Source organism: Ramlibacter paludis, from assembly GCF_022012305.1.
Classification (GTDB): domain Bacteria; phylum Pseudomonadota; class Gammaproteobacteria; order Burkholderiales; family Burkholderiaceae_C; genus Ramlibacter; species Ramlibacter paludis.
In genome coordinates this window covers 97,465-123,227 of sequence record NZ_JAKLTM010000007.1, presented here as the reverse complement: position 1 = coordinate 123,227, position 25,763 = coordinate 97,465, and the positions used below count along the sequence as shown (strand labels likewise).

Sequence of the window (25,763 nt, the reverse complement as noted above, 5' to 3'; positions counted from 1 at the left end):
TCAGGCGCAGAGCGTCACTTCGAAGGGGGCGTTGTCGGTGCTGGGCACCATGCGGTCGCTCTCCTGCCGCATCAGGCGCACCGACACGATCAGCCGGTTGCCGCTGATTTCCGGCACCAGTCCCAGGTCGGGGTTGATCCGCAGGCGCAGCAGCTGGAAGGTGCGGCCCTGCGGCAGGGTCTGCTGCAGCTGCCCGCCATTGGCGATCACCTTCTGCGGCGAACCGGAGTCGCGCAGCAGCTTCAGCAGCAGGTGGATCGCTTCGGCCAGCGGGCCGAGCGTGGTTGCCCAGCGCTCGAGGTCGGCGCGTCGCGCCTCCGCCGTGTGGTGCTGCCAGGCGTAGTAGCCGGGCAGGTCGAATTCGCAGGTCCCGCCCGGGATGCCGGCGCGGCTGCGGATGCTCATGAGCCAGTCGTTCTCGGTGAGCGAATGGCCGGCCTTGCCGGGCGTGTTGTTCAGCGTGCTGAAGCAGGCGTCGAGCCGGCCGATCACCTCGTCGAGCACCGCCTCGGCGACGCCGGGGTTGCCGCGGTAGCCGTTGAGCGTCTGCTTCTGCTTCTCGATGTCCTTCATCACGTCCGACTTGAGGTCGGCGCGCGCCGCCACGTCCATCACTTCGAAGATGGTGGCAAGCGCGTAGTGGTGGTCCAGCGGGTGGCTGCGGGGAATCAGCTCGCCCAGCCGCCGGAACAGGTGTTCCAGCCGCAGGTAGGTCCGGATGCGTTCGTTGAAAGGGTATTCGTAGAGGATCACGCGCGGGGAAGGCGTTGGGGCAGGCGGGAGTCGGCCGCCATCATAGCCCGAAGGTCCGGGCCGCCTGTTCCACTTCGCTTCGCAATGCTTCCAGCGTGATGCCTTCGTTGCAGATCACGACGTCCGCCGCCGCCAGCCGCAGCGCGCGCGGGGCCTGCGCGGCGATGATGGCCCGGACCTGGTCCGGCGCCAGCGCGCTGCGCGCCGTGACGCGCGCCACCTGAGTTTCGGGCTCGCAGTCGACCACCAGCACCCGATCGAGCTGGGCGCGCCAGCGGCCCGATTCCACCAGCAGCGGGATGTCGAAGACGATGCAGCGCGCGCCGGCCGCCAGCGCGGCCTGCACCTGCCGCTCGATCTCGCGGCCCACCAGGGGGTGGATGATGGCCTCCAGGTCCTTGCGCGACTCGGGATGCGCATAGGCGCGCTCGCGCATGCGGTTGCGATCCAGCGCGCCATCGGGGCCTATGTATTCGGGCCCGAACTTCGCCGCGATGGCCGGGATGGCGGCGCCGCCGAAGGCGGTGGTGGCGCGCGAGATCGCATCGGCGTCGATGGCCGCGGCGCCCAGCGCGCGCAGCATCTCCAGCACGGTGCTCTTGCCGCTGCCGATTCCGCCGGTGAGGCCGATGCGCGCGGCCAAGGTGACCTCAGTGCGCGCCGAAGGGGAAGGCGAAGGGCAGCAGCCCCGGAACGGCCGCCGGGCTCAGCACCAGGCACAGCAGGCCCGCGCCGGCGAGGTAGGGGCCGAAGGGCATGGGGATGTCCTTGTTGGCGATCCTGCCGATCACGAGCAGCAGGATGCCGATCACCGCGCCCACGATGGACGACAGCAGGACGATCGCCAGCAGGTACTCCACCCCGAACCAGGCGCCCAGCGCGGCCAGCAGCTTGAAGTCGCCGTAGCCCATGCCTTCCTTGCCGGTCGCCAGCTTGAACAGCTGGAAGATGCTCCAGAACAGCAGGTAGCCGACGGCCGCGCCCCAGACGGCGGACTTCAGCGGCACCGTCCAGCCGATGGCGGCGGCCAGCAGGCCCAGCCACAGCAGCACGTAGTTCAGGTCGTCCGGCAGGATCTGCGTGTCGAAGTCGATCAGGAACAGGCAGATCAGCAGCGCGGCAAACGCCGCCCAGGCCGCGCCTTGCCAGGTCAGGCCCCAGCGCCAGGCGCACAGCGCGAAGAACGAAGCCGTCACCATTTCCACGATGGGGTAGCGCAGCCCGATCGGCGTCCTGCACTCCGAGCACTTGCCGCGCAGGACGAGCCAGCTGAGCACCGGGATGTTCTCGTACCAGCGGATCACGTGGCCGCAGTTGCGGCAGCGCGAGCGCGGCGTCACCAGGTTGAAGGTCTCCGCTTCCGGCGCCGGCTGGCCGCTGAAGTCGGCGGCTTCCTCCGCCCACTGGCGCTCCAGCATCTTCGGGAAGCGGTAGATCACCACGTTCAGGAAGCTCCCGATCAGGAGCCCCAGGACACCGGCGAACACGGTGTCCAGCAGGTCGCCCGCCACCGTCAGACCACCGAACCGAGCTTGAAGATCGGCAGGTACATCGACACCACGATGCCGCCGATGATGCCGCCCAGGAACACGATGATGATCGGCTCCATCAGGCTGGACAGGCCGGCCACCATGTCGTCGACCTCGGCCTCGTAGAAGTCGGCCGCCTTGCCCAGCATGTGGTCGATGGAGCCCGACTCCTCGCCGATCGCGCACATCTGCAGCACCATCGACGGGAACACGTTGGCGTTGGTCATCGCCGCCGTCAGGCTGGTGCCGGTGGACACTTCCTGCTGGATCTTGAGCGTCGCCATCTCGTAGACCGAGTTGCCGGACGCGCCGCCGACCGAGTCGAGCGCTTCCACCAGCGGCACGCCGGCGGCGAACATGGTCGCCAGGGTGCGGGTCCAGCGCGCGATCACCGACTTGTAGACCAGGGCGCCGAACACCGGCATCTTGAGCATCAGCCGGTCCATGAACATCTGCATCTTCTCGCTGCGCTTCCACGCCTGCATGAAGAAGTAGAAGCCGCCGCCGATGCCGCCGAAGATCAGCCACCACCACTTGACGAAGATCTCGCTCATGCCGATGACGAACAGCGTCGGCGCGGGCAGGTCGGCGCCGAAGGAGGTGAACACCTCCTTGAAGGCGGGAATCACGAAGATCATGATCACCGAGACCACCACGAAGGCCACCACGACCACCGCGATCGGGTACATCAGGGCCGACTTGATCTTCGACTTGATCGCCTCGGTCTTTTCCATGTAGACCGCCAGGCGGTCCAGCAGGCTTTCGAGAATACCCGCCTGCTCGCCGGCTTCCACCAGGTTGCAGTACAGGTTGTCGAAGTACATCGGGTACTTGCGGAAGGCGGCCGACAGCGACGTGCCGGTCTCGACGTCCGTGCGGATGTCGTTCAGCAGCTTGGTGACGCTGGCGTTGGCGTTGCCGCGGCCGACGATGTCGAAGGACTGCAGCAGCGGCACGCCGGCCTTCATCATGGTCGCCAGCTGGCGGGTGAAGATCGCGATGTCCTTGGGCTTGATCTTCGAGCCCGAACGCATGCGGCGCTTCTTGATCTTGGTCGGCGACACGCCCTGCCGGCGCAGCGCCGACATGACCTGGTTCTCGCCGGCGGCACGGGTTTCGCCCCGCACCTGCTTGCCGTTGCGGTCCCGACCCTCCCATTCGAAAACGAACTCGGTGACCTTGGTTGCTGCCGTCGCCATGTGGGCTCCTCTTACGACTCTTCTTTATGATTCGTTGGTGCAGGCGAGCACTTCCTCGAGGGAAGTGAGGCCCAGCCTGACCTTGTGCAGGCCGGACTCGCGGAGGCTGCGGACACCCTCCTTGCGAGCCTGCGCCGCGATCTCCAGGGCGCTGCCATCGGCGAGGATGATGCGCTGCATGTCCTCGCTGATCGGCATCACCTGGTAGATGCCCACCCGTCCCTTGTAGCCGTTGTTGCAGGCGCCGCAGCCCACCGGATGGTAGGGCGTCCAGCTGCCGTCCACGTCTTCTTCCTTGAAGCCCGCGTCGAGCAGGGTTTCATAGGGAATGTCCATCGGCGCCTTGCACTGCGGGCACAGCCGGCGCGCCAGGCGCTGCGCGGTGATCAGGATCACCGACGAGGCGATGTTGAAGGGCGCGATGCCCATGTTGCGCATCCGCGTGAGCGTCGTCGGCGCGTCGTTCGTGTGCAGCGTGGACATCACCATGTGGCCGGTCTGGGCGGCCTTGATGGCGATGTCGGCGGTTTCCAGGTCGCGGATTTCGCCGACCATGATCACGTCCGGGTCCTGGCGCAGGAAGGACTTCAGCGCCGCCGCGAAGGTGAGGCCCGCCTTCTCGTTCACGTTCACCTGGTTGACGCCCGGCATGCCGATTTCGGACGGGTCCTCCGCGGTGGAGATGTTCACGCCCGGCTTGTTCAGCAGGTTCAGGCAGGTGTAGAGCGACACGGTCTTGCCCGAGCCGGTGGGGCCGGTCACCAGGATCATGCCGTAGGGCCGGCCGATGGCCGCCATCAGGCGCGCCTTCTCCTCGGGCTCGTAGCCGAGGGCGTCGATGCCCAGGCGGGCGCTGGACGGGTCGAGAATACGGATCACGATTTTCTCGCCGAACAGCGTGGGCAGCGTCGAGACCCGGAAGTCGATCACCTTGTCGGGGCCGACCTTCAGCTTCATGCGGCCGTCCTGCGGCACGCGCTTCTCGGAGATGTCCATCCGCGAGATCACCTTGATCCGCGAGGCCAGCTTGTCCTTGATGGCCACCGGCGGCGAGGCGATCTCGCGCAGCTCGCCGTCGATGCGGAAGCGCACGCGGTAGGTGTGTTCGTAGGGCTCGAAGTGCAGGTCCGAGGCGCGGGCGCCGATCGCGTCCAGCAGCATCTTGTGCAGGAACTTGACGACCGGGGCGTCCTCGACGTCGGAGACCGCGCCCTGGTCCTCCTCGACGTTCGCCGCCTCCATGCTGGACTCGTCGAACTCGAAGTCCTCGCCGATGATGCTGTCCATCGCCTCCGAGGTGGTGGTGGCGTGCGCCTCCACCATCTTGGTCAGCTTGTCGTACTCGGCGATCACCCAGTCCACGCCCATCTGGGTCGCGAACTTGATCTTCTCGGCCGCCTGCTGGTCCGACGGGTCGGCCGTGGCGACGATCAGGCGGTTGTTGCGCTTGGACAGCACCACCACGCGGTAGCTCTGGCAGATCTTCACGTCCAGCAGGCCGCGCGGCAGGCGCTGGACGTCGATGGCTTCCAGGTCGAGCAAGGGCGCGCCGAAGGCCGACGACATGGTGTGCGCCAGGTCGGCGGCCGAAACGGCGCCGGAACCGGTCAGCTCCGCGATGAAGCTGGTGCGGTTGGTCGTCGCCTTGCGGAAGATTTCCTCGGCCGATTTCTGGCCGAGCTTGCCCGCTGTCACCAGGGCGCGGCCGAGGCCGGGCAGTGCTAGGGCTGAGGCTTCAGTGGCGGGATCGACGGCGGCCATGGGCAGGGAAGTTCTGAGGGCGAATGCAATAGCCCCAAAGTTATGTCACAGCGGATCATCCCGAAAAGCCGCGGAGGTGTAAACGATCCAGTGGCTTAACTGCGTCAGGCAGTTGGTAGGAAGTCACGCCTGGGGATGGGGACCCGCAGGAATGCTACTGCCTTGTTACGTCCGAAGGGAGGAAGACCTCCCGCAGGGAGGCAATTTCACTGGTCGGGGTGAGAGGATTCGAACCTCCGGCCTCTACGTCCCGAACGTAGCGCTCTACCAGGCTAAGCTACACCCCGATTTGCCGCGGTGCGGCGCGTGCTGAAGGTTTTCAGTTACGCCGCTGCAGCAGTGAAGCCGCCAATTGTACCAGAGCCGCGGAGTGCTCATTTTGCGGAAGCTGCTGCGCGGCTTCGATCGCGCGCTGCGCTTCGGCCGCCGCGGCCGCATGAGCCACGTCCAGCGCACCCGTTTCGCGCACGATGGCGATGATGTGCTCCAGTTCGCCGACCGCGCTTTCCTCGATGGCATGGCGGATCAGCGCGCGCTGCTGTGGCGTGGCGCGGCGCATGGCGGCGATCAAGGGCAGGGTGACCTTGCCTTCGCGCAGGTCGTCGCCCAGGTTCTTGCCCATTTCCTCCACTTCGCCGGCGTAGTCGAGCACGTCGTCGATCACCTGGAAGGCGGTGCCCAGCGCCTGGCCATAGTCGGCGCAGGCCCGTTCGATGGCGGGCGGCGCGCCGGCCAGCACCGCACCCAGGCGGGCGCTGGCTTCGAACAGCTTGGCGGTCTTGGAGCGGATCACCTGCAGGTAGCCGGTTTCGTCGAGCTCCGGGTCGTGCATGTTCATCAGCTGCATGACCTCGCCCTCGGCGATCACGTTGGTGGCCTCGGCCAGGATCTCCATGATGCGCATGTCGTGGGCGTCCAGCATCATCTGGAAGGCGCGCGAATACAGGAAGTCGCCCACCAGCACGCTGGCGGGATTGCCGAACTGCTGGTTGGCCGTGGCGCGGCCGCGGCGCAGGGTGGAGTCGTCCACCACGTCGTCGTGCAGCAGGGTCGCGGTGTGGATGAACTCCACCACGGCCGCCAGGTTGAAGCGCTGCTCGCCGCGCCAGCCGAGGGCGCCGCAGACCAAGAGGAGCAGGGCCGGGCGCAGGCGCTTGCCTCCGGAGGAGATGATGTAGCGTGCCACCTGCCCCACCAGCGGGGCGCCCGATGCGAGGCGCCGCGTGATGACGGCGTCGACCTGGCCCATGTCCTCGGCGATCAGGGAAAGTACGGTGCTGGCGTTGGGGGAGGAGTCGGGCAAGACGGGGATCCGGGAGTTGCCGGATTATAGGAAGCCGCCACACTCGCGAGACCCGGTCCGGCCGGGCTTGTGTGAGTGCGCGCAAACTATGCTATAGTCTTGGGCTCTCCGGAAATCCGTCCGGGGACTCCCCTATTGAAGAGGTCACTATGTACGCGGTCATAAAAACCGGAGGCAAGCAGTATCGTGTTGCTTCCGGCGACAAGATCAAAGTAGAACAGATTGCTGCGGACATCGGACAGGAAATCACCATCGACCAGGTTCTCGCTCTCGGCAACGGCAGCGACCTGAAGATCGGTCTGCCCCTGGTATCCGGTGCCACGGTGAAAGCCACGATCGTGGCGCACGGCAAGCACGACAAGGTCCGCATCTTCAAGATGCGCCGTCGCAAGCACTACCAGAAACACCAAGGCCATCGCCAGCAATACACCGAGCTGCAAATCGGTGCCATCGCCGGCTAAGGAGCAGGAACCATGGCACAGAAAAAAGGCGGCGGCTCTACGCGAAACGGGCGGGATTCCCAGCCCAAGATGCTCGGCGTGAAGGCTTTCGGCGGTGAACTCATCAGCGCCGGTTCCATCATCGTGCGCCAGCGCGGCACCAAGTTCCACCCCGGCGTGAACGTCGGCGTGGGCCGCGACCACACCCTGTTCGCCCTGGTCGACGGCCACGTGCAGTTCCAGGTCAAGGGCTCGCTGAACAAGCAGACGGTCAACGTCGTGCCGGCGGCTTGAGTTAACCTCAGCCTGCTGACAAGAAGCCCCGACTTGTCGGGGCTTTTTCATTTGGAATTGCTATGAAATTCGTCGACGAAGCGTTCATCGACATCGCCGCGGGCGATGGCGGCAACGGCTGCGTGTCTTTCCGCCACGAGAAGTACAAGGAATTCGGCGGCCCCAACGGCGGCGACGGCGGCCGCGGCGGCCACGTGTGGGCGGTGGCGGACGTCAACCTGAACACGCTCGTCGACTTCCGCTACTCGCGCCGCCACGAAGCGGGCCGCGGCGAGCACGGCATGGGCTCCGACATGTTCGGCGCCATGGGCAACGACATCACGCTGAAGATGCCGGTGGGCACCATCATCACCGACGCCGAGACCGGCGAGGTGCTGTACGAGCTGCTGCAGCCGGGCGAGAAGATCATGATCGCCAAGGGCGGCGACGGCGGCTTCGGCAACATGCGCTTCAAGAGCTCGATCAACCGCGCGCCGCGGCAGAAGACGCCCGGCTGGCCCGGCGAGAAGAAGAGCCTGAAGCTGGAGCTGAAGGTGCTGGCCGACGTCGGCCTGCTGGGCATGCCCAACGCCGGCAAGTCCACGCTGATCGCCGCGGTCTCCAACGCGCGGCCGAAGATCGCCGACTATCCCTTCACGACGCTGCATCCGAACCTCGGCGTGGTGCGCGTCGGTCCGGAGCAGAGCTTCGTGATCGCCGACGTGCCGGGCCTGATCGAAGGCGCCTCCGAGGGCGCGGGCCTGGGCCACCAGTTCCTGCGGCACCTGCAGCGCACGCGGCTGCTGCTGCACGTGGTGGACATGGCCCCGTTCGACGACAACATCGACCCCGTGGCGCAGGCCAAGGCGATCGTCGGCGAGCTGAAGAAATACGACCCCGCCCTCTACGAGAAGCCGCGCTGGCTGGTGCTGAACAAGCTGGACATGGTGCCGAAGGAGGAGCGCGAGGCCAAGGTCAAGGACTTCGTCAAGCGCTTCAAGTGGAAGGGCCCCGTGTTCGAGATCAGCGCGCTCACCCGCGAAGGCTGCGAGCACCTGGTGCAGGCGGTGTACGTCCACATCCAGTCGCAGCAGCGCGCCGAGCAGGCGCCGGTGGAAGTCGACCCGCGCTTCGCGGGCAGCGACAATCCGGAGCCATGAATCCAAGGAACGGGTCGGCCGCGCTGAAGGAAGCGCGGCGCATCGTCGTCAAGGTCGGGTCCAGCCTGGTCACCAACGAGGGCCGCGGGCTCGACGAGCGCGCCATCGGGGAATGGAGCCGGCAGCTGGCCGCGCTGGCGGCCGAGGGCCGCGAAGTCATCATGGTGTCCAGCGGCGCGATCGCCGAAGGCATGAAGCGCCTGGGCTGGACCACGCGCCCGCGCGAACTCAACGAGCTGCAGGCCGCCGCCGCCGTCGGCCAGATGGGCCTGGCGCAGATGTACGAGACCAAGCTGCGCGAGCACGGCATGGCCTCCGCGCAGGTGCTGCTCACGCACGCCGACCTCGCGGACCGCGAACGCTACCTCAATGCCCGCTCGACGCTGCTGACCCTGCTGGGCCTGCGCGTGCTGCCGGTGATCAACGAAAACGACACGGTCGTCAACGACGAGATCAAGTTCGGCGACAACGACACGCTGGGCGCGCTGGTGGCCAACCTGGTCGAGGCCGACCTGCTGGTGATCCTCACCGACCAGAAGGGCCTGTACAGCGCCGATCCGCGCAAGGACCCGTCGGCCCGCTTCATCCAGGAGGCGGCCGCGGGTGATGCCGCGCTGGAGGCGATGGCGGGCGGCGCCGGCAGCAGCATCGGCAGGGGCGGCATGATCACCAAGGTGCTGGCGGCCAAGCGTGCCGCGGGTTCGGGCGCATCGACCGTCATTGCCTGGGGCCGCGAGCCCGACTGCCTGCTGCGCCTGGCGCGCGGCGAGATCATCGGCACGCTGCTGCTGGCGCCAACTCAGAAGAACCAGGCACGCAAGCGCTGGATGGCCGACCACCTGCAGCTGCGCGGCGCGGTGACCGTGGACGAGGGCGCGGTGGCCAAGCTGCGCGACGACGGCAAGAGCCTGCTGCCCATCGGCATGACCGCGGTCGAAGGGGACTTCCACCGCGGCGAGGTGATCGCGGTGCGCGACCCGCGCGGCCAGGAGATCGCGCGCGGCCTGGCGAACTACGCCGCTGCCGAGGCGCGCCTGTTGTGCCGCAAGCCTTCGAGCGAGATCGAGAAGCTGCTCGGATACGTGGCGGAGCCGGAGATGATCCACCGGACGAACCTGGTCGTCACCCGGTAGGCCGCCAGCCGGGGTTTTCGCCCCGGCATCCCGAACTCAATACTTCTCGAACCGGTGGTCCACGCCGGACCGGAGGTCGCGCACGATCTGCGCCGCATTCCCGTTCGGTGCGTGGCCCACGCAGGCGCCCGTGCGGGCCACCTGCAGGCTGTAGCGCGAGTTCGCCGTCTGGTGCAGGGGCGTCCACAGCGTCGTGCCGGCCGGCACCCAGCCGCTGTCCGGGTTGTGGCGCGCGTAGATGCGCACCGACCCGCCGCTGCAGCTCAGGCCTTCGTAGATGCCGTTGACGGCGCCGCTGCTGCTCTGGGCGACCACGACGTAGCGCACCACGCCGTCCTTGCCCACGGCCACGGAAGCGGGGTCGACGCCGAAGCGCAGGCTGCTGCCGGGGACTTCCAGCGGGATCAGGCCCGTGGTGCGCAGGGGCGGGGGAGGAGGTGCGTCCTGCTCCTTCCAGTCGGGGTTGTCCATGCCTTGCGCGAAGGACGAGCCCACGGCGCCGGCCAGGACGGCCAGCGCGAAGAATCTACGAAACATGCTTTCCCTTGACGACCTCTTCCACCTGTGCCTGCGGGTTGGGGTCGAACACCGCGCCGGGCGGCAATTCCATGGCCGGACCGGGCATCTGCATCTGCCCGCCGTCGTGCGCCGCGTAGTCGCCGTCGCGCGTGCGCATGCCGCTGCGCAGGTAGCGGTTGCGATGGTCGTTGCGCGGCAGGTAGCGCGCCAGCTCGCGCAGCGCCATCTCGTACACGCCGCGCTTGAATTCCACCACCACGTCGAGCGGCACCCAGTAGTCGTTCCAGCGCCAGGCGTCGAATTCCGGATGGTTGGTGGCGCGCAGGTTGAGGTTCCAGTCCTGCCCCGTGAGCTGCAGCAGGAACCAGATCTGCTTCTGGCCCTTGTAGTGGCCGCGCGCGTCGCGCCGGATGTACCGTTCCGGCACCTCGTAGCGCAGCCAGTCGCGCGTGCGGGCGACGATGCGAACATGCTCCGGCATCAACCCGATTTCCTCGTGCAGCTCGCGGAACATCGCCTGCTCGGGACTTTCGCCCCGGTCGATGCCGCCCTGCGGGAACTGCCAGCTGTGCGTCCGGATGCGCTTGCCCCAGAACACCTGGTTTCTCTGGTTGAGCAGGATGATGCCGACGTTGGGCCGAAAGCCGTCCCGGTCAAGCATAATCACACCCCAAAATCTTCTGAACTGAGTCCATTATGCACGGCGCTCCTGCGCGCTGGAAGGGCTCAGCCGCTCCCCACCCCCTGATTCCAATTCGATGAGAGCCTCGCAGTTCCTGATTTCCACCCTCAAGGAAGCCCCCGCGGATGCGGAAGTCGCCAGCCACAAGCTGATGACGCGCGCCGGCATGATCAAGAAGCTCGGCGCCGGCATCTACACGTACATGCCGATGGGCCTGCGCGTCATCCGGAAGGTGGAGGCGATCGTGCGCGAGGAGATGGATAGAGCGGGCGCCGTTGAACTCACCATGCCCGTGGTCCAGCCGGCGGAGCTGTGGCAGGAGACGGGCCGCTTCGACAAGATGGGCCCCGAGCTGCTGCGCATCCAGGACCGGCACGAGCGCGATTTCATCGTGCAGCCCACCAGCGAAGAGGTCGTCACCGACATCGGCCGCCAGGAGCTGCGCAGCTACAAGCAGCTGCCGAAGAACCTGTACCAGGTGCAGACCAAGTTCCGCGATGAGCGCCGCCCGCGCTTCGGCCTGATGCGCGGCCGCGAGTTCATCATGAAGGACGCCTACAGCTTCGACCGCGATCTCGAGGGCGCGAAGAAAAGCTACCAGGGCATGGCGCAGGCCTACCGCCGCATCTTCGACCGCTTCGGCCTGCGCTACCGCGCGGTGGCCGCGGACAGCGGCGCCATCGGCGGCGACCTGAGCGAGGAATTCCAGGTGATCGCCGCCACCGGCGAGGACGCCATCGTCTACTGCCCCGACAGCGATTACGCCGCCAACATGGAGAAGGCGGAGGCGCTGGCGCCCGCCGGCCCGCGTCCCGCTGCGAAGCAGGAGATGAAGAAGGTGCCCACGCCGGGCAAGGCGACCTGCGAGGACGTCGCGGCGCTGCTGGGCGTGCCGCTGCAGTCCACCGTCAAGTCCATCGTGCTGGCCAGCGACGAAGTCGACGACCAGGGCGTCGTCAAGTCCAGCAAGCTTTGGCTGCTGCTGCTGCGCGGCGACCACGGCATGAACGAGATCAAGGCCTCCAAGGTGCCGGGGCTGGACGCGGGCTTCCGCTTCGCGACCGTCGCCGAGATCGAGCAGCACTTCGGCACCAAGCCCGGCTACCTGGGCCCGATCGCGCTGCGCGAGAAGGTGAAGATCGTGGCCGACCGCGAAGTGGCCGTGATGGCCGACTGGATCTGCGGCGCCAACGAAGAGGACTTCCACATCACCGGCGTGAACTGGGGCCGCGACCTGCCCGAGCCGGACCTGGTGGCCGACATCCGCAACGTGGTGGAAGGCGATCCTTCGCCCGACGGCAAGGGGCCGCTTTCCATCGAACGCGGCATCGAGGTGGGCCACATCTTCGTGCTGGGCACCAAGTACAGCAAGCCGATGAACGCCACCTTCCTCGACGAGGACGGCAAGCCCAAGCTGTTCGAGATGGGCTGCTACGGCATCGGCATCACGCGCCTGCCGGCGGCGGCCATCGAGCAGAACCACGACGAGCGCGGGATCATCTGGCCCGATGCGATCGCTCCCTTCACGGTGGTGGTCTGCCCGATCGGCATGGACCGCAGCGCCGACGTGAAGGCGGCCGCCGAGAAGCTGCACGACGAACTGGCCGCGGCCGGCGTCGACGTGCTGCTGGACGACCGCGGCGAGCGCCCCGGCGCGATGTTCGCCGACTGGGAACTGATCGGCGTGCCGCACCGCGTGGTGATCTCCGACCGCGGCCTGAAGGAAGGCCAGCTGGAATACCAGCACCGCCGCGACGCCGCCGCCACCAAGGTGCCGGCCGCCGACGTGCTCGCTTTCGTGAAGGGGCGGTTGGCCAAGTGATCACGCGGCGCGCCATGCTGCAGCCCGCGCTGGCGGGCGCCGGCATGCTGCTCCTGGGCGGACGGGCGCAGGCCGGCGCGCAGGTCGAGGAGCCGCTGATCGATTCGGTGCGCACCGCGCTGAGCGCCGCCGTCGCCTACGGTGCGCCGCCGGTTCCCGACTTCCCGAACACCGAGGCGCGCCTCACCTACCTGCGCTGGCTGGGGCAGATGAGCCACCGGCTGGTGCGGCGCAAGGCCGACTGGACCGAGCGCAAGGAATTCCTGCAGACCATCTGGTACGAGAGCCGCCGCGCGGGCCTCGATACGGGCCTGGTGCTGGGCCTGGTGCAGGTGGAGAGCGGCTTCCGCAAATTCGCGGTGAGCCCGGTGGGCGCGCGCGGCTACATGCAGGTCATGCCCTTCTGGACGCGCCTCATCGGCAACGGCGATCCGTCCAGCCTGTTCCACATGCAGACGAACCTGCGCTTCGGCTGCGTGATCCTGCGCCACTACCTCGATCGCGAGAACGGCGACCTGTACCTGGCCTTGGGCCGCTACAACGGCAGCCGCGGCCAGCCGCAATACCCGCGCGCCGTGTTTGCCGCCGCACGCGGCTGGGTGTTCACGGACACGCCGGTTCCGGAACGCTCGCCGGATCCGGCGAAGCCGGCGGAGAAGGTTCCGGGCGGCCCTTAAGGCTACTGCAGGAAGCCGATCTTCGACTTCGCCCCCTCTGCCTTCGGCAGGTCCTCCACCTGCACGGCCTCATGGCCGGCCAGGCGCGCGTTGCCGAAGCCGGTCATCAGCGCGCGCCGCATCTCGCGCGGCGCCAGGTCGGCCAGAAGGTCCAGCACGTCGTCGGCAAGCTCGGGTTCGAAATGCTGGCCCCAGCCGTGTTCGCCACGGATGGACGCATAGAGGTTGCGCGCGATGGCGCGGGCCTGTTCGGGCGAGGGCGCGTCGATCTCGAACACATTCATGCGGTTGAGGATCGGCTCGGGGATGCAGCGCTCGTCGTTGGCCGTCATGATCCAGATCACCTGGCTCGCGTCGATGGCCACTTCGGCGAATTCGTCCATGAAGGTCGTCGCCGTGTCGTGTTCCAGCAGGCTGTAGAGCGAGCCCAGCGGGTCGTACTGCGCATCCGCGCTGGCCTTGTCGATCTCGTCCACCACCAGGACGGGGTTGGCGTACTGGCCGTCGACCAGCGCTTCGAACACCTTGCCGGGCTTCGCGCCTTTCCATTGGGACGACGCGCCGGACAGCAGCCAGCCTGCCGTCATCGAACTCATGGGCACGAGGTTCATGCCGGTGCCCAGCAACTCGGCCAGCTGGCGCGCGAAGTGGGTCTTGCCGATGCCGGGCGGGCCCAGCAGCAGCATGGGCGTGACCTCCAGGCCGTCACCGCTGTCCTGCGCCAGCGCGACGTGGCGCCGGATGTCGTCCAGCGCGTCGGCGAAATTGGGAAGCTGGTCGTACAGCGCGGCCATCTCGGGCACGCCGCTGGGCTTGACCTGGAAGCGCTCGGGGCCGCGCTCCAGCATCCGTTCGTAGGTGGCGCGCAGGCTTTCGTGCTCGCGCGCCAGCTTGGCGAGCTTGCGCTCGACGTCGTGCGGGCGGAACACGCTGCGGACCTTGGCGATCGGCAGGTTCAGGCCGGATTGGGGAACGAGGCTGCGGGACTCCATCTGCCACTCCTTCAACGACTTTTGCTGATTCCAGCATAGGCCGTGCCAGGGGGCAACGAATGGCTGCGCTAACCCGCGCGCATGTCAGCAGGAGTCGACAGTGGGGGCGGGACGGCTGCCGCTGGCAGCCGGGGTGGCGGAGTGCTGACGGTGCGCGGCGGACCGCGCACCCGGCGCCATCAGGACTGGGGCTGGCTGCCCAGGACCTGCTGCAGCTCGCCGTTCTGGTACATCTCCATCATGATGTCCGAGCCGCCGATGAACTCGCCCTTGACGTAAAGCTGCGGGATGGTGGGCCAGTTGCTGTATTCCTTGATGCCCTGGCGGATCTCGTCGTCCTCGAGCACGTTGACGGTCTTCAGCTGCTTGGGGTCCACGCCGCAGGCCTTCAGGATCTGGATGGCGCGGCCGGAGAAGCCGCACATGGGGAAGCTCGCGTTGCCCTTCATGAACAGCAGCACGTCGCTGTTCTTCACCAGGTCGTCGATGCGTTGCTGGGTGTCGCTCATTTCAAGAATCTCCTAGGCAGGCCTGCGCCGAACATTGCGGTGAATTATCCCAGTTCAAGGCGGCGGGCGCCGGAACAGCGCTCGATGCCGGCCAGGTCGTGGCGGCTTTGCGCTTCGGCCAGGCCGGCGGAGGCCAGCAGCGCGCGCACGGCCGCCGCCTGGTCCCAGCCGTGCTCCAGCAGCAGCCAGCCGCCGGGCGCCAGCAGCGCCGGGGCGGCCGCGACGATCCGGCGGATGTCGTCCAGGCCGTCGGCGCCGGCCACCAGGGCGGACTCGGGCTCGTGGCGCAGGTCGGGCAGGTGCGCGTCGCCGGCCGCGATGTACGGCGGGTTGCTCACGATCAGGTCATAAGGCCCGGTAGCGCCGTCCAGCCAGTCGGCCTGGCGCAAGCGAACCGGCAGGCCCAGCGCGTGCGCATTGGCGTGCGCGACTTCGAGCGCCGCAGCGCTGCGATCCACTGCCTCGACGTGCGCATCGGTGCGCGCCTGCCGGATCGCCAGCGCGATCGCACCGCTGCCGGTGCCCAAGTCGATCACGCGCGGCGCGGTGCGGCCTTGCAGGCAATCCAGCGACCATTCGACCAGGACCTCCGTGTCCGGCCGCGGCACCAGCACCCGCGCATCGACTTGCAGCGGCAGGCCGAAGAACTCCTTGTTGCCCACCAGGTAGGCCAGCGGTTCGCCGGCGGCGCGGCGGGCGACGAGTTCGGCGAAGCGCCGGGCTTGTTCTTGCGGCAGCGGGTCGCCGTCGTGCGCGATCAGCCAGGCGCGGTCGCCCTGCGCGCGGCCCAGCACGTGCAGCAGCAGCAATTGCGCGTCGAGCCGGGCCAGGCCTTGCGCCGCCGCCTCGCCCAGGGCCTGCTGCAGGTTCACCGCGCCGCGCCCATGCCCACTTCCAGCTCCTCGAGCTGTTCGGCCTTGCGCGCCAGCAGCAGCGCCTGCACCACCTCGTCGAGGTCGCCTTCCATGATCATCGCCAGCTTGTACAGCGTGAGGTTGATGCGGTGGTCCGTCATGCGGCCCTGCGGGAAGTTGTAGGTGCGGATGCGGTCCGAGCGGTCGCCGCTGCCGATCAGGCCCTTGCGGGTGGCGGCTTCCTTCGCCGCGCGCTCGGAGCGCTCCTTCTCCTGGATGCGCGCCGACAGTACCTGCAGCGCCTTGGCCTTGTTGCGGTGCTGCGAGCGGTCGTCCTGGCATTCGGCCACGATGCCGGTCGGGATGTGCGTGATGCGCACCGCCGAATCGGTCTTGTTCACGTGCTGGCCGCCCGCGCCGGAAGCGCGGTAGGTGTCGATGCGCAGGTCGGCGGGGTTGATCTGCACGGCCTGCGCTTCGTCCGGCTCGGGCAGCGCGGCCACCGTGCACGCGCTGGTGTGGATGCGGCCCTGGCTCTCGGTGGCGGGAACGCGCTGCACGCGGTGCCCGCCGGATTCGAACTTCAGCTTGCCGTAGGTGGCGTCGCCGACGACGCGGATCACCACTTCCTTGTAGCCGCCGACCTCGCCTTCGCTTTCGCTCACGATCTCGGTGCGCCAGCCTTGCCGCTCGGCGTAGCGGGTGTACATGCGCAGCAGGTCGCCGGCGAAGAGGGCCGACTCGTCGCCGCCGGTGCCGGCGCGGATTTCCAGGAAGGTGTTGCGCGCGTCGTCCGGGTCCTTCGGCAGCAGCAGGCCCTGCAGTTCGACCTCCAGCGCGGGCAGCTCGGTGTCGAGGGCGGCGATCTCCTCCTTGGCCATGTCGGCCATCTCCGGGTCTTCCAGCATCTCGCGCGCCTGCGCGAGGTCGCGCTCGCGCTGCTGGAACAGCTGGTAGCGGCCCGCCACCTCGCTCACTTCCGCGTGCTCGCGCGTGAGCTCGCGGTAGCGCGCCATGTCGTTGACCACCTCCGGCTGCGCGAGGAAGAAGTCGAGTTCCTGCAGGCGGACGGGGAAACGTTCCAGCTGTTGTCTGAGAAAGGGTTTCATAAGCGGTAGGTCATTGCGGGCTTGACCCGCAATCCAGGGCGGCGGGCCGGCGCTGTGGATGCCGGGGACGAGCCCGGCACGACAGGACGGCGCTAACGCTCTTTGCGCAGGAAGAAGTGCTCGATCGCCTGGGTCGCGCGTTGCCGCGCTTCGGCGTCGCCGGTGTGCAGTTCGGCCATGGCGCCGTGCAGCAGCTTCTGCGTGAGGCCACGCGACAGCGCTTCCAGCACCGCATCGACGTCCTCACCCTTGGCCAGCAGCTTGCGGGCGCGCGCGAGTTCGATCGCGCGCCATTCGTCCGCCTGCGCGTTCAGCTGGCGGATGACGGGGACGGCGCCGCGTTGGTCCATCCAATGCACGAAGCTCTGGACGCCGGCATCGATGATGGCCTCTGCCTGCGCCACGGCGGCCTGGCGGTTGGCATGGCCGGTCTGCACCACGTGGGCCAGGTCGTCCACCGTGTACAGGTAGACGTCTTCCAGCTGCTTCACCTCGGGCTCGATATCGCGCGGCACCGCGAGGTCCACCATGAACATCGGGCGGTGCTTGCGCGCCTTAATGGCGCGCTCCACCGCGCCCAGGCCGATGATCGGCAACTGGCTTGCGGTGGAACTCACCACCACGTCGAATTCGTGCAGGCGGCTGGTCAGGTCAGCCAGGCGCAGCACTTCGCCGCCGAAACGGCCGGCGAGCTTCTCGCCGCGCTCCAGCGTGCGGTTGGCCACGGCAATCGACTTCGGGTTCTTCGCGGCGAAGTGGGTCGCCGCCAGCTCGATCATTTCGCCGGCGCCGACGAACAGCACGCGCACCTGGCCGAGGTCCTCGAACAACTGGGCGGCCAGGCGCACGGCGGCGGCGGCCATGCTGATGGAATGGGCGCCGATCTCGGTGGAGCTGCGGACTTCCTTGGCGACGGCAAAGGAGCGCTGGAACAGCTGGTTCAAGGTGGTTCCAAGCGCGCCGGCTTCCTCGGCGGCGCGCACCGCGTCCTTCAGCTGGCCCAGGATCTGGGCCTCGCCCAGCACCATGGAGTCGAGCCCGCTGGCGACGCGGAAGGCGTGGCGGGCGGCTTGCGCGTCCTGCAGCATGTACGAGTGGCTGCGCAGCACGCCGGGGGCGACACCGCCGGAATGGGCCAGCCATTCGATGGTCGGCTCGATCTCGATGCGGCTGCTGGCGCAGTAGATCTCGGTGCGGTTGCAGGTGGACAGGATCGCCGCCTCGGGCGCGCGGCCGCGGGCGTCGAAACTGCCTCGCAGCGACTGCAGCGTGGGGCCGATTTGGTCGACGGCAAAGGCAAAGCGCCCGCGCATATCCAGCGGCGCCGTCGTGTGGTTGATGCCCAATGCCCAGACTGCCATGGGGCGAATTATAAAATTCCGCGGCAGATCAAGCACTTAGCCTGGATCAATTCCTTCATCTTGAACGCCCTCGACCTTTTCAAGCACGTGCTGAGCTTCGCATTGCCGGCCCTGGCGGTGGCCCTGCTGCTTGCCCTGGCCGGCCGCTGGCTGCTGCCCCGGGGAGCGCCGCGCCCCGCCTGGTGGGCCTTGTTCGCTATCAACTTCCTAGCTGGCTTGGCCGCCCTGGGGCTTGGACTGTGGTACTTCGGGCGGGACGGCAAGATGGCCAGCTACGCCGCGATGGTGCTGGCCGTGGCCAGCGCGCAGTGGCTGGCCGGCCGGGCCTGGCGCGGATAATCGGCCGCCATGCTGTTCCTGCTGTCCCCCGCCAAATCGCTCGATTACGACACGCCGGTGGCGCCGTTGCCACACACGCTGCCGCAATTCGTGACGGATTCCGAGCGGCTGATCGAAGTCCTGCGCCGCAAGTCGCCGCGCCAGATCGCGAGCCTGATGGACATCAGCGATGCCCTGGCCACCTTGAACGCCTCGCGCTACCAGGCCTGGACGCCCAAGTTCACCGAGCGCAACGCGCGCCAGGCGGTGCTGGCGTTCGACGGCGACGTCTATGACGGCCTGCGTGGCCGCGAGCTGCCGGCGGCCGATCTCGACTGGGCGCAGCAGCATCTGCGCATCCTGAGCGGCCTCTATGGGGTGCTGCGGCCCCTGGACTGGATGCAGCCCTATCGCCTGGAGATGGGCACGGCGCTGAAGGTCGGCGCCGCGCCCAACCTGTACCGCTACTGGGGCAGCCGCATCGCGGAAAACCTCAATCGCGACCTGGCCGCCGACAAGACGCCGGTGGTGGTCAACCTGGCTTCGCAGGAATATTTCAAGGCCGTCGACACCAAGGCGCTGAAGGCGCGGGTGATCGAATGCGTGTTCGAGGAATGGAAGCCCGGCGGCTACAAGGTGGTGAGCTTCTTCGCCAAGAAGGCGCGCGGCCTGATGGCGCGCTATGCCATCACCCGCCGGATAGCCACCCCGCGCAAGCTGGAAGGCTTCGACCTGGACGGGTATGCTTTCGACCCCGCCGCTTCCCAGCCCGATCGGCTGGTGTTCCGGCGCCGCAGCGAGGAGGTGGTTCAGTGAGCGTGAGTTTTAGCAAGCAGCAGGTGACCCCCGAGCTGCGCGAGTGGATCGTGTCGCAGGCCGCAGCAGGCCACAGCGCGGAATCGGTGCTGCAGGCCATGCTGGCTTCCGGGTGGAGCGAGGACGTGGCCGTGGAGGCCATGGAAAGCACCTTGCGCACCCACCTGGAGGCCCAGGCCGTCGCCATCGGGCTGCCGCCGGCAGTGCCGGTGCCCGAACCCAGCCTGGACGAATCGCCCTTGTACCTGGATGCCGGCGATCGCCGCGTCTGCGTGCTGCAGTCCATGGGCGCGCCGCGCGTGGTGGTGTTCGGGGGACTGCTGTCCGACGAGGAATGCGAGCAGCTGATCGAACTGGCCAAGCCGCGGCTCGCGCGTTCGCTGACGGTGGCGACCAAGACCGGCGGCGAAGAGGTCAATGCCGACCGCACCAGCAACGGCATGTTCTTCCAGCGCGGCGAAAACGAACTCGTGCGCCGCATCGAGCAGCGCATCGCGCGGCTGGTGAACTGGCCCGAAGAGAACGGCGAAGGCCTGCAGATCCTGCAATACGGCCCCGGCGCCGAATACAAGCCGCACTACGACTACTTCGATCCCGCCGAGCCGGGCACGCCGACCATCGTGAAGCGCGGCGGCCAGCGGGTGGGCACCCTGGTGATGTACCTGGCCGAACCGGAGAAGGGCGGCGGCACCGTGTTTCCCGATGTCCACCTGGAAGTCGCGCCGCGCAAGGGCAACGCCGTCTTCTTCAGCTACGAGCGCCCGCACCCTTCCACGCGCACGCTGCACGGCGGCCAGCCGGTGATCGAGGGCGAGAAGTGGATCGCCACCAAGTGGCTGCGCGAACGGCGCTTCGAGTGAAGTGAAAGTCCGCGCCAACGGGCTCGATTTCGAAGTCGAGGAAAGCGGGCCTGCCGGCGGGCCGGTGGTGCTGCTGGTGATGGGCCTGGGCATGCAGCTCATTGCCTGGCCCCAGCCCTTCGTGGACGCGCTCGCCGCCGAAGGCTACCGCGTTCTGCGCTTCGACAACCGCGACATCGGCCTGTCGGCGCACCTGGACCACCTCGGCGTGCCCAACATCCTGTGGGAAAGCCTCAAGCTGCGCCTCGGCCTGCCGGTGCGTTCGCCGTATCGCCTGGAAGACCTGGCGCGCGACGGCCTGGCCTTGCTGGACGCGCTGGGCGTGGAGCAGGCGCACGTGGTGGGCGCGAGCATGGGCGGCATGGTGGCGCAGCGCATGGCGATCGCGGCGCCGCAGCGGCTGCGCACGCTCACCAGCATCATGAGTTCCAGCGGCGCACGGCGCCTGCCGGGGCCGACGCCCAAGGTGCAGCGCGCGCTGCTGGGGCGGCCGCGCGACCGCAGCGAGGGCGCGATCGTCGACCATGCAGTGAAGGTCTTCCGATTGATCGGCAGCCCGGGCTTTCCGATTCCGGAGCCGGACCTGCGCGAGCGCGTGCTGGCCGCCGTCCGGCGCAACCACCATCCTGCCGGTTCCTTGCGGCAGCTGACGGCCATCGTTGCCGACGTGAACCGCGCCGACCAGCTGGCGGCCGTGCGGGTGCCGACGCTGGTGCTGCACGGCGAGGACGATCCGCTGGTGCCGCTGGCCTGCGGCGCCGACACGGCCAGGCGCATCCCCGGCGCGCGCCTCGTGACCGTGCCCGGCATGGGCCATGACCTCCCGCTTGGCGTGGTCGAGCGCCTGCTGCCACCACTGCTCGCGCACCTGGACTGCCTTCACTGAAAAAAGTCGCAAGCGACTTTTTTCAGTGATCTGATCAGTGCGAAGGGGCCCGGCGAAGCCGGTTCCCCTTCGCAATGGAGACCGGTCTGCGCGATGCTCCGTCCGGTCCACGTGCCGCTGCGCGGGGGGCGGCACACTTCGAGGATCGCGCGGAATATCATGCAGCGCGGTCCCCCCTGTGAAGAGGATCCGGCTTTGCCGGTCCTCTTCACACTGATCAGGCAACTCGAAAAAATCGCCTGCGATTTTTTCGAGTTAACCTAGGCCATGAATTCGCCGGAACAGTCGACGCTGGGCAAGACGACCAGCTATCCCGATCACTACGACCCCTCGCAGCTCTATCCGATCGAGCGCGCAAGCAAGCGCGCCGAACTGGGGCTGACCGGTGCATTGCCTTTCTTCGGCGCCGACCTCTGGACGGCGTTCGAGCTGAGCTGGCTGAACTCACGCGGCAAGCCGCAGCTGGCCATCGCGCATTTCACCGTCCCTTGCGAGACGCCCAACATCATCGAGAGCAAGTCGCTCAAGTTGTACCTGGGCAGCTTCAGCAACACGCAGTTCGCGTCGGCCGACGAAGTGCGGGCGCGGCTGCGCGCGGACATGAGCGAGGCGGTGTGGCGCGGCGCCGAGCAGCCATCGACCATCGGCGTGCGACTGCTGCTGCCCGACGTGTTCGACAACGAACGGGTGGAGGAACTGGCCGGCCTCAGCCTCGACCGGCTGGACGTGGAATGCACCGAGTACACACCGGCGCCGCACCTGCTGCGCGCGGCGGCCGGCGAGACGCCGGTGGAAGAGACGCTCACCAGCAACCTGCTGAAAAGCAACTGCCTGGTCACCGGCCAGCCGGACTGGGGCAGCATCCAGATCTCCTATGTCGGCCCGCCGATCGACCAGGAGCGCCTGCTGCAATACCTGGTGAGCTTTCGCAACCACAACGAGTTCCACGAGCAGTGCGTCGAGCGCATCTTCATGGACGTGTGGCGGCACTGCCACCCGACGCGGCTGTCGGTCTATGCGCGCTACACGCGGCGCGGCGGGCTGGACATCAATCCGCTGCGCGCGAGCCATCCGCTGGCGCTGCCGCCCAACATCCGCAACGCGCGCCAGTAGCCGGGACGCGTCAGAGTTCGCGGAAGGACTGCAGCGCCTGCAGTCCGGGAAACGTTGCCGCGCGCTTTTCCTTGCCCGACATGATCGCCTCGCGCACGTGCGCGTTGCTCCAGATCGCGCCCTGCAGCCACCCCATCTGCTTGAGCGCGTCGTCGACCGAGTGGTCGCGCGCATAGTGCAGCGCCTGCTTGCTGCCCCAGATGGCCACCGGCGGCTTGGCGGCGATCTCGCCGGCGCACTGCATCACCGCATCCATCATTTCGGCCGGCGTCTCGAACACCTCGTTGACGAGGCCGAGCGCGGCGGCGCGCGCGGCCGGCAGGCGCCGTCCCGTGTACGCCATTTCCTTGGCCACCGCCATCGGCAGCAGCTTGGGCAGGCGCTGCAGCGTGCCGACGTCGGCCACCATGCCGATGTTGATTTCCTGGATGCAGAAGAAGGCGTCGCGCGTCGCGTAGCGCAGGCAGCAGGCCGTGACCAGGTCGACCGCTCCGCCGACGCAGCCGCCCTGGATCGCCGCGATCACCGGCATGCGCAGCGTCTCCAGCCGGGTGAAGGTCGACTGCATGTCGGTCAGCAGGTCGAAGATCGCGGCGCGGCCTTCGGCCGTGCTGTCGTCCATCGTGATGGCGCCGCCGAAAGCCTCGAGCGCCATGCCGGCGGAGAAGTGCTTGCCGGTCGACGACAGCACCAGCACGCGCGCATCACCCGGGTCGCGGTGCAGCTGGGCGAGGACCTCGTCGAGCTCCCGCCAGAACTGCGGGTGCATGGTGTTCATCGCGTCCGGACGGCTCAGGACGAGGTGGGCGACTTGCCGCTCCACCGTGAGCTGGAAACATTGCATGGCGGGCTCCTTCGAGCCCACTTTAGCGCACGCTTCTACCGGGCCCAGTCGCAACGAAGACGCCGGGCCTGGTGCGCGCGCAGCCGCCAGGTCGCGTACAGCGTGGGCGCCGACATGGCGATGGCGCACAGCGGCGCGGCCCACAGGGCGTCGAAGGCGAAGGCGGGGATCCAGCCGACCCAGCCGGCGAGCCACAAGGTCAGCATCGCGTCCCACAGGTGGCTCTCCACCGGGTGGTCGCGGTGCCGCAGGTGCCATTGCTTGATGCGCTGCAGTTCGTCGAGGCTCATATGCGCTCTCCAGTGCCGGTCGGCAGGACTGGTGGAATTCACTGTAAGTTGCGCGTAAGAGTGCGTCAATTCCCAAAGGGGCAATGTCAGCCGCCAGCCCGAACCGCTCCCTCCTTTTGGCGATCTTCAGGTGCCGGAGAACAGGTCCAGGGTCTGCTCGGCCACGTGGGGCGGCTGCTCCGGCGCGGCGGCCGCCGCGGCCTTCAGCTCCTCGGCCTTGGCCAGCTTGCCGACGCGCACGCCCAGCAGGCGCAGCTTGCGCGCCAGGTCCACGCGCTTGAGGCACTGGCCGGCCGCGCGGCGGATGGTGGCCGGGTCGGCCGTGTAGTCGTCGAGCGTGAGGTCGCGTGTCGCCGTCTGGAAGTCGTCGAAGCGCAGCTTGATGCCGATGGTGCGCCCGACGTAGCCCTTGCGCTGCAGGTCTTCCGCGACCCGCGTGCAAAGGTCCGTGAAGATGTCGCCGAGTTCCTTGCGGTCGCGCACGGCATGGAGGTCGCGCTCGAACGTGGTCTCGCGGCTCATGGAAACCGGTTCGCTCTCGGTCACCACCGGCCGGTCGTCCCGGCCCCAGGCGGCATCGTGCATCCAGGCGCCGTAGGCCTGGCCGAAGTTGTCGATCAGCCAGTCGCGCGACTGCGCGGCGATGTCGCCGATGGTGTGCAGGTGCAGCTTGTGCAGCTTCACCTCCGACTTCGGGCCGATGCCGTTGATCTTGCGCACCGCCAGCGGCCAGATCTTCGTCTGCACGTCGGCCTCGTACACGATGGAGATGCCGTTGGGCTTGTTGAATTCGCTGGCCATCTTGGCGATCAGCTTGTTGGGCGCCACGCCGATCGAGCAGGTGAGGGCGGTCGCGTCGAAGATCGCTTTCTGGATCAGGCGGGCCAGCACGCGTCCGCCTTCGCGCTGGCCGCCGGGCACGTCGGTGAAGTCGATGTAGACCTCGTCCACGCCGCGGTCCTCCACCAGCGGAGCGATCTCGCGGATGATGGCCTTGAAGCCGCGCGAGTAGCGGCGCACCTCGTCGAAATCCACCGGCAGCACGATGGCCTGCGGGCACAGCTTGGCCGCCTTCATCATGCCCATGGCGGAGCCGACGCCGAACTGGCGCGCGGGATAGGTGGCGGTGGTGATGACGCCGCGGCCGACGTAGTCCTTGAGCAGCGGGAAGGCCTCGGGCGGAATCTTCGCCAGCGGCCGGTCGGCGAAGCGCTCGCGCAGCATCTCGTCGACCGTGCGCCGCCCGCCGCCGATCACCACCGGCAGGCCCTTCAGCTGCGGGTAGCGCAGCAGCTCGACGGACGCGAAGAAGGCGTCCATGTCGAGGTGGGCGATGCGGCGGATCTTGCTCACCGCGGGATTGTCGCAAGCCGCGGGCGGTGCCCGCGGCGTGGGGTCAGTAGCTTCCCGGCAGCAGGATGCCGCGGTCCACGGTGTTGATGTCGGTGCGGCCGCAGAAGGCCATCGACAGGTCCAGCTCGTTGCGGATGATCGCCAGCGCCTTGTCCACGCCTTCCTCGCCCATCGCGCCCAGGCCGTACAGCATGGCGCGGCCGATGTAGGTGCCCTTGGCGCCCAGCGCCACCGCCTTCAGCACGTGCTGGCCGGAGCGGATGCCGCCGTCCATGTGCACCTCGATCCGGTCGCCGACGGCGTCGACGATCGCGGGGAGGGCGGAGATCGAAGACGGCGCGCCATCGAGCTGGCGGCCGCCGTGGTTGGAGACGATCACCGCGTCGGCGCCGGATTCGGCCGCGAGGTAGGCGTCCTCGACGTCCTGCACGCCCTTGAGGATCAGCTTGCCGCCCCAGCGGCTCTTGATCCATTCGACGTCCTTCCACGACAGGCGCGGGTCGAACTGCTTGGCCGTCCACTCGGACAGCGAGCCCATGTTCTCCACGCCCTTGACGTGGCCGACGATGTTGCCGAACTGGCGCCGCTTGGTGCCGGCCATGCCCAGGCACCAGCGGGGCTTGGTCATCATGTTCAGGATGTTGGCCGGGGTCAGCTTGGGCGGCGCCGACAGGCCGTTCTTCAGGTCCTTGTGGCGCTGGCCGATGATCTGCAGGTCCAGCGTGAGCACCAGCGCCGAGCAGCCGGCGGCCTTGGCGCGGTCGATCAGGGCTTCGATGAAGCCGCGGTCGCGCATCACGTAAAGCTGGAACCAGAAGGGATGGCGGCCGGTCGCCTCGCTCACGTCTTCCAGCGAGCAGATGCTCATGGTCGACAGGGTGAACGGGATGCCGGCTTTCTTGGCCGCCTTTGCGGCGAGGATCTCGCCGTCGGCATGCTGCATGCCGGTCAGGCCGGTCGGCGCGATGGCTACCGGCATCGCCACCTCCTGCCCGATCATGGTCGTGCGCGTGCTGCGGCCTTCCATGTTCACGGCCACGCGCTGGCGCAGCAGGATCTTCTCGAAGTCGGCTTCGTTGGCCCGGTAGGTGCTCTCGGTCCAGGAGCCGGAATCCGCGTAGTCGTAGAACATGCGCGGCACCCGTTTCTGGGCCAGGACGCGCAGGTCCTCGATGTTGGTGATGACGGGCAAACGATCCTCCTCGGC

At 67.9% G+C, this 25,763-nt stretch carries 28 protein-coding genes and 1 tRNA gene; 11 read left to right on the top strand and 18 right to left on the bottom strand.

All coding sequences use genetic code 11. The annotated features are described in order from the left end of the window. The 7 genes from zapD to LZ009_RS21140 all read right to left on the bottom strand — a co-directional run bounded on the left by zapD (position 1) and on the right by LZ009_RS21140 (position 6,491). A complete protein-coding gene (gene zapD / locus LZ009_RS21170) occupies positions 1-753 on the bottom strand; it encodes a cell division protein ZapD (protein ID WP_275699965.1) in 753 nt (250 codons plus the stop codon). Between the two features lie 40 nt (positions 754-793). Next, positions 794-1,396 carry a dephospho-CoA kinase gene (gene coaE, locus LZ009_RS21165; RefSeq protein WP_275699964.1) on the bottom strand — a complete coding sequence of 201 codons (603 nt, stop codon included), beginning with the start codon at positions 1,394-1,396 and terminating at the stop codon, positions 794-796. Between the two features lie 7 nt (positions 1,397-1,403). Next, a complete protein-coding gene (locus tag LZ009_RS21160; protein WP_275699963.1) occupies positions 1,404-2,264 on the bottom strand; it encodes a prepilin peptidase in 861 nt (286 codons plus the stop codon). A 2-nt stretch (positions 2,265-2,266) separates the two neighbouring features. After that, a complete protein-coding gene (locus tag LZ009_RS21155) occupies positions 2,267-3,481 on the bottom strand; it encodes a type II secretion system F family protein (RefSeq protein WP_275699962.1) in 1,215 nt (404 codons plus the stop codon). A 24-nt stretch (positions 3,482-3,505) separates the two neighbouring features. Further along, positions 3,506-5,242 carry a type IV-A pilus assembly ATPase PilB gene (pilB, locus tag LZ009_RS21150; protein WP_275699961.1) on the bottom strand — a complete coding sequence of 579 codons (1,737 nt, stop codon included), beginning with the start codon at positions 5,240-5,242 and terminating at the stop codon, positions 3,506-3,508. Positions 5,243-5,452: 210 nt separating this feature from the next. Next, positions 5,453-5,529 (bottom strand) — tRNA-Pro (locus LZ009_RS21145). A gap of 32 nt (positions 5,530-5,561) precedes the next feature. Continuing rightward, complete coding sequence (locus tag LZ009_RS21140; protein WP_430300406.1) at positions 5,562-6,491, bottom strand: polyprenyl synthetase family protein; 930 nt, start codon at positions 6,489-6,491, stop codon at positions 5,562-5,564. 203 nt (positions 6,492-6,694) lie between these two features. Between LZ009_RS21140 and rplU the strand changes: the two genes are divergently transcribed. The 4 genes from rplU to proB all read left to right on the top strand — a co-directional run bounded on the left by rplU (position 6,695) and on the right by proB (position 9,551). Beyond that, a complete protein-coding gene (rplU, locus tag LZ009_RS21135; protein WP_275699960.1) occupies positions 6,695-7,006 on the top strand; it encodes a 50S ribosomal protein L21 in 312 nt (103 codons plus the stop codon). A gap of 12 nt (positions 7,007-7,018) precedes the next feature. Further along, a complete protein-coding gene (rpmA, locus tag LZ009_RS21130) occupies positions 7,019-7,279 on the top strand; it encodes a 50S ribosomal protein L27 (protein WP_275699959.1) in 261 nt (86 codons plus the stop codon). A 62-nt stretch (positions 7,280-7,341) separates the two neighbouring features. Further along, positions 7,342-8,418, top strand: coding sequence for an Obg family GTPase CgtA (gene cgtA / locus LZ009_RS21125; protein ID WP_275699958.1), 1,077 nt, complete (start codon positions 7,342-7,344; stop codon positions 8,416-8,418). Further along, on the top strand, positions 8,415-9,551 hold the full coding sequence (gene proB / locus LZ009_RS21120; protein ID WP_275699957.1) for a glutamate 5-kinase: 1,137 nt from the start codon (positions 8,415-8,417) through the stop codon (positions 9,549-9,551). Before cgtA ends, proB begins: the two co-directional genes overlap by 4 nt. Positions 9,552-9,587: 36 nt before the next feature. Here proB and LZ009_RS21115 read toward each other — a convergent pair whose 3' ends face one another. Together LZ009_RS21115 and LZ009_RS21110 are read right to left on the bottom strand one after the other, a co-directional pair. Further along, on the bottom strand, positions 9,588-10,088 hold the full coding sequence (locus LZ009_RS21115; RefSeq protein ID WP_275699956.1) for a CNP1-like family protein: 501 nt from the start codon (positions 10,086-10,088) through the stop codon (positions 9,588-9,590). Further along, positions 10,078-10,731 carry an RNA pyrophosphohydrolase gene (locus LZ009_RS21110; protein WP_275699955.1) on the bottom strand — a complete coding sequence of 218 codons (654 nt, stop codon included), beginning with the start codon at positions 10,729-10,731 and terminating at the stop codon, positions 10,078-10,080. Before LZ009_RS21110 ends, LZ009_RS21115 begins: the two co-directional genes overlap by 11 nt. Before the next feature lie 97 nt (positions 10,732-10,828). On the opposite strand from LZ009_RS21110, the gene LZ009_RS21105 reads away from it, so the two are divergent. Together LZ009_RS21105 and LZ009_RS21100 are read left to right on the top strand one after the other, a co-directional pair. After that, positions 10,829-12,574 carry a proline--tRNA ligase gene (locus tag LZ009_RS21105; protein WP_275699954.1) on the top strand — a complete coding sequence of 582 codons (1,746 nt, stop codon included), beginning with the start codon at positions 10,829-10,831 and terminating at the stop codon, positions 12,572-12,574. 14 nt (positions 12,575-12,588) lie between these two features. Beyond that, positions 12,589-13,251 (top strand): lytic transglycosylase domain-containing protein, encoded by a 663-nt coding sequence (locus LZ009_RS21100; RefSeq protein WP_275700075.1) that lies wholly within the window; start codon positions 12,589-12,591, stop codon positions 13,249-13,251. Positions 13,252-13,253: 2 nt separating this feature from the next. On the opposite strand, the gene LZ009_RS21095 is transcribed toward LZ009_RS21100, so the two are convergent. The 5 genes from LZ009_RS21095 to hemA all read right to left on the bottom strand — a co-directional run bounded on the left by LZ009_RS21095 (position 13,254) and on the right by hemA (position 18,076). Then, positions 13,254-14,243, bottom strand: coding sequence for an AAA family ATPase (locus LZ009_RS21095; protein WP_275699953.1), 990 nt, complete (start codon positions 14,241-14,243; stop codon positions 13,254-13,256). Between the two features lie 179 nt (positions 14,244-14,422). Continuing rightward, positions 14,423-14,752 (bottom strand): Grx4 family monothiol glutaredoxin, encoded by a 330-nt coding sequence (gene grxD / locus LZ009_RS21090; protein ID WP_275699952.1) that lies wholly within the window; start codon positions 14,750-14,752, stop codon positions 14,423-14,425. 44 nt (positions 14,753-14,796) lie between these two features. Then, the gene (prmC, locus tag LZ009_RS21085) at positions 14,797-15,624 is read right to left on the bottom strand and encodes a peptide chain release factor N(5)-glutamine methyltransferase (RefSeq protein ID WP_275699951.1); all 828 of its coding nucleotides are present in this window, start codon (positions 15,622-15,624) and stop codon (positions 14,797-14,799) included. Continuing rightward, on the bottom strand, positions 15,621-16,715 hold the full coding sequence (gene prfA / locus LZ009_RS21080) for a peptide chain release factor 1 (RefSeq protein ID WP_275699950.1): 1,095 nt from the start codon (positions 16,713-16,715) through the stop codon (positions 15,621-15,623). Before prfA ends, prmC begins: the two co-directional genes overlap by 4 nt. Before the next feature lie 92 nt (positions 16,716-16,807). Then, positions 16,808-18,076 (bottom strand): glutamyl-tRNA reductase, encoded by a 1,269-nt coding sequence (gene hemA / locus LZ009_RS21075; RefSeq protein WP_275699949.1) that lies wholly within the window; start codon positions 18,074-18,076, stop codon positions 16,808-16,810. Positions 18,077-18,136: 60 nt separating this feature from the next. Between hemA and LZ009_RS21070 the strand changes: the two genes are divergently transcribed. The 5 genes from LZ009_RS21070 (at position 18,137) to queF (ending at position 22,069) form a co-directional block, all read left to right on the top strand. Beyond that, positions 18,137-18,415: a hypothetical protein gene (locus LZ009_RS21070; RefSeq protein WP_275699948.1), complete on the top strand. Its 279-nt coding sequence runs from the start codon at positions 18,137-18,139 to the stop codon at positions 18,413-18,415. 9 nt (positions 18,416-18,424) lie between these two features. After that, the gene (gene yaaA, locus LZ009_RS21065; RefSeq protein WP_275699947.1) at positions 18,425-19,210 is read left to right on the top strand and encodes a peroxide stress protein YaaA; all 786 of its coding nucleotides are present in this window, start codon (positions 18,425-18,427) and stop codon (positions 19,208-19,210) included. Positions 19,211-19,212: 2 nt separating this feature from the next. Next, positions 19,213-20,070, top strand: coding sequence for a 2OG-Fe(II) oxygenase (locus tag LZ009_RS21060; protein WP_430300402.1), 858 nt, complete (start codon positions 19,213-19,215; stop codon positions 20,068-20,070). 1 nt (position 20,071) lies between these two features. After that, on the top strand, positions 20,072-20,956 hold the full coding sequence (locus tag LZ009_RS21055) for an alpha/beta fold hydrolase (protein ID WP_275699945.1): 885 nt from the start codon (positions 20,072-20,074) through the stop codon (positions 20,954-20,956). Between the two features lie 267 nt (positions 20,957-21,223). Beyond that, positions 21,224-22,069 carry an NADPH-dependent 7-cyano-7-deazaguanine reductase QueF gene (gene queF / locus LZ009_RS21050; protein WP_275699944.1) on the top strand — a complete coding sequence of 282 codons (846 nt, stop codon included), beginning with the start codon at positions 21,224-21,226 and terminating at the stop codon, positions 22,067-22,069. 10 nt (positions 22,070-22,079) lie between these two features. On the opposite strand, the gene LZ009_RS21045 is transcribed toward queF, so the two are convergent. From LZ009_RS21045 to LZ009_RS21030, 4 genes are all read right to left on the bottom strand, one after another. Further along, positions 22,080-22,913 carry an enoyl-CoA hydratase-related protein gene (locus tag LZ009_RS21045; protein WP_275699943.1) on the bottom strand — a complete coding sequence of 278 codons (834 nt, stop codon included), beginning with the start codon at positions 22,911-22,913 and terminating at the stop codon, positions 22,080-22,082. A gap of 35 nt (positions 22,914-22,948) precedes the next feature. Continuing rightward, positions 22,949-23,203: a hypothetical protein gene (locus LZ009_RS21040; protein WP_275699942.1), complete on the bottom strand. Its 255-nt coding sequence runs from the start codon at positions 23,201-23,203 to the stop codon at positions 22,949-22,951. A gap of 126 nt (positions 23,204-23,329) precedes the next feature. Beyond that, complete coding sequence (locus tag LZ009_RS21035; RefSeq protein WP_275700074.1) at positions 23,330-24,523, bottom strand: Y-family DNA polymerase; 1,194 nt, start codon at positions 24,521-24,523, stop codon at positions 23,330-23,332. A 76-nt stretch (positions 24,524-24,599) separates the two neighbouring features. After that, the gene (locus LZ009_RS21030) at positions 24,600-25,748 is read right to left on the bottom strand and encodes an alpha-hydroxy acid oxidase (RefSeq protein WP_275699941.1); all 1,149 of its coding nucleotides are present in this window, start codon (positions 25,746-25,748) and stop codon (positions 24,600-24,602) included. Between the last annotated feature and the right edge of the window lie 15 nt (positions 25,749-25,763).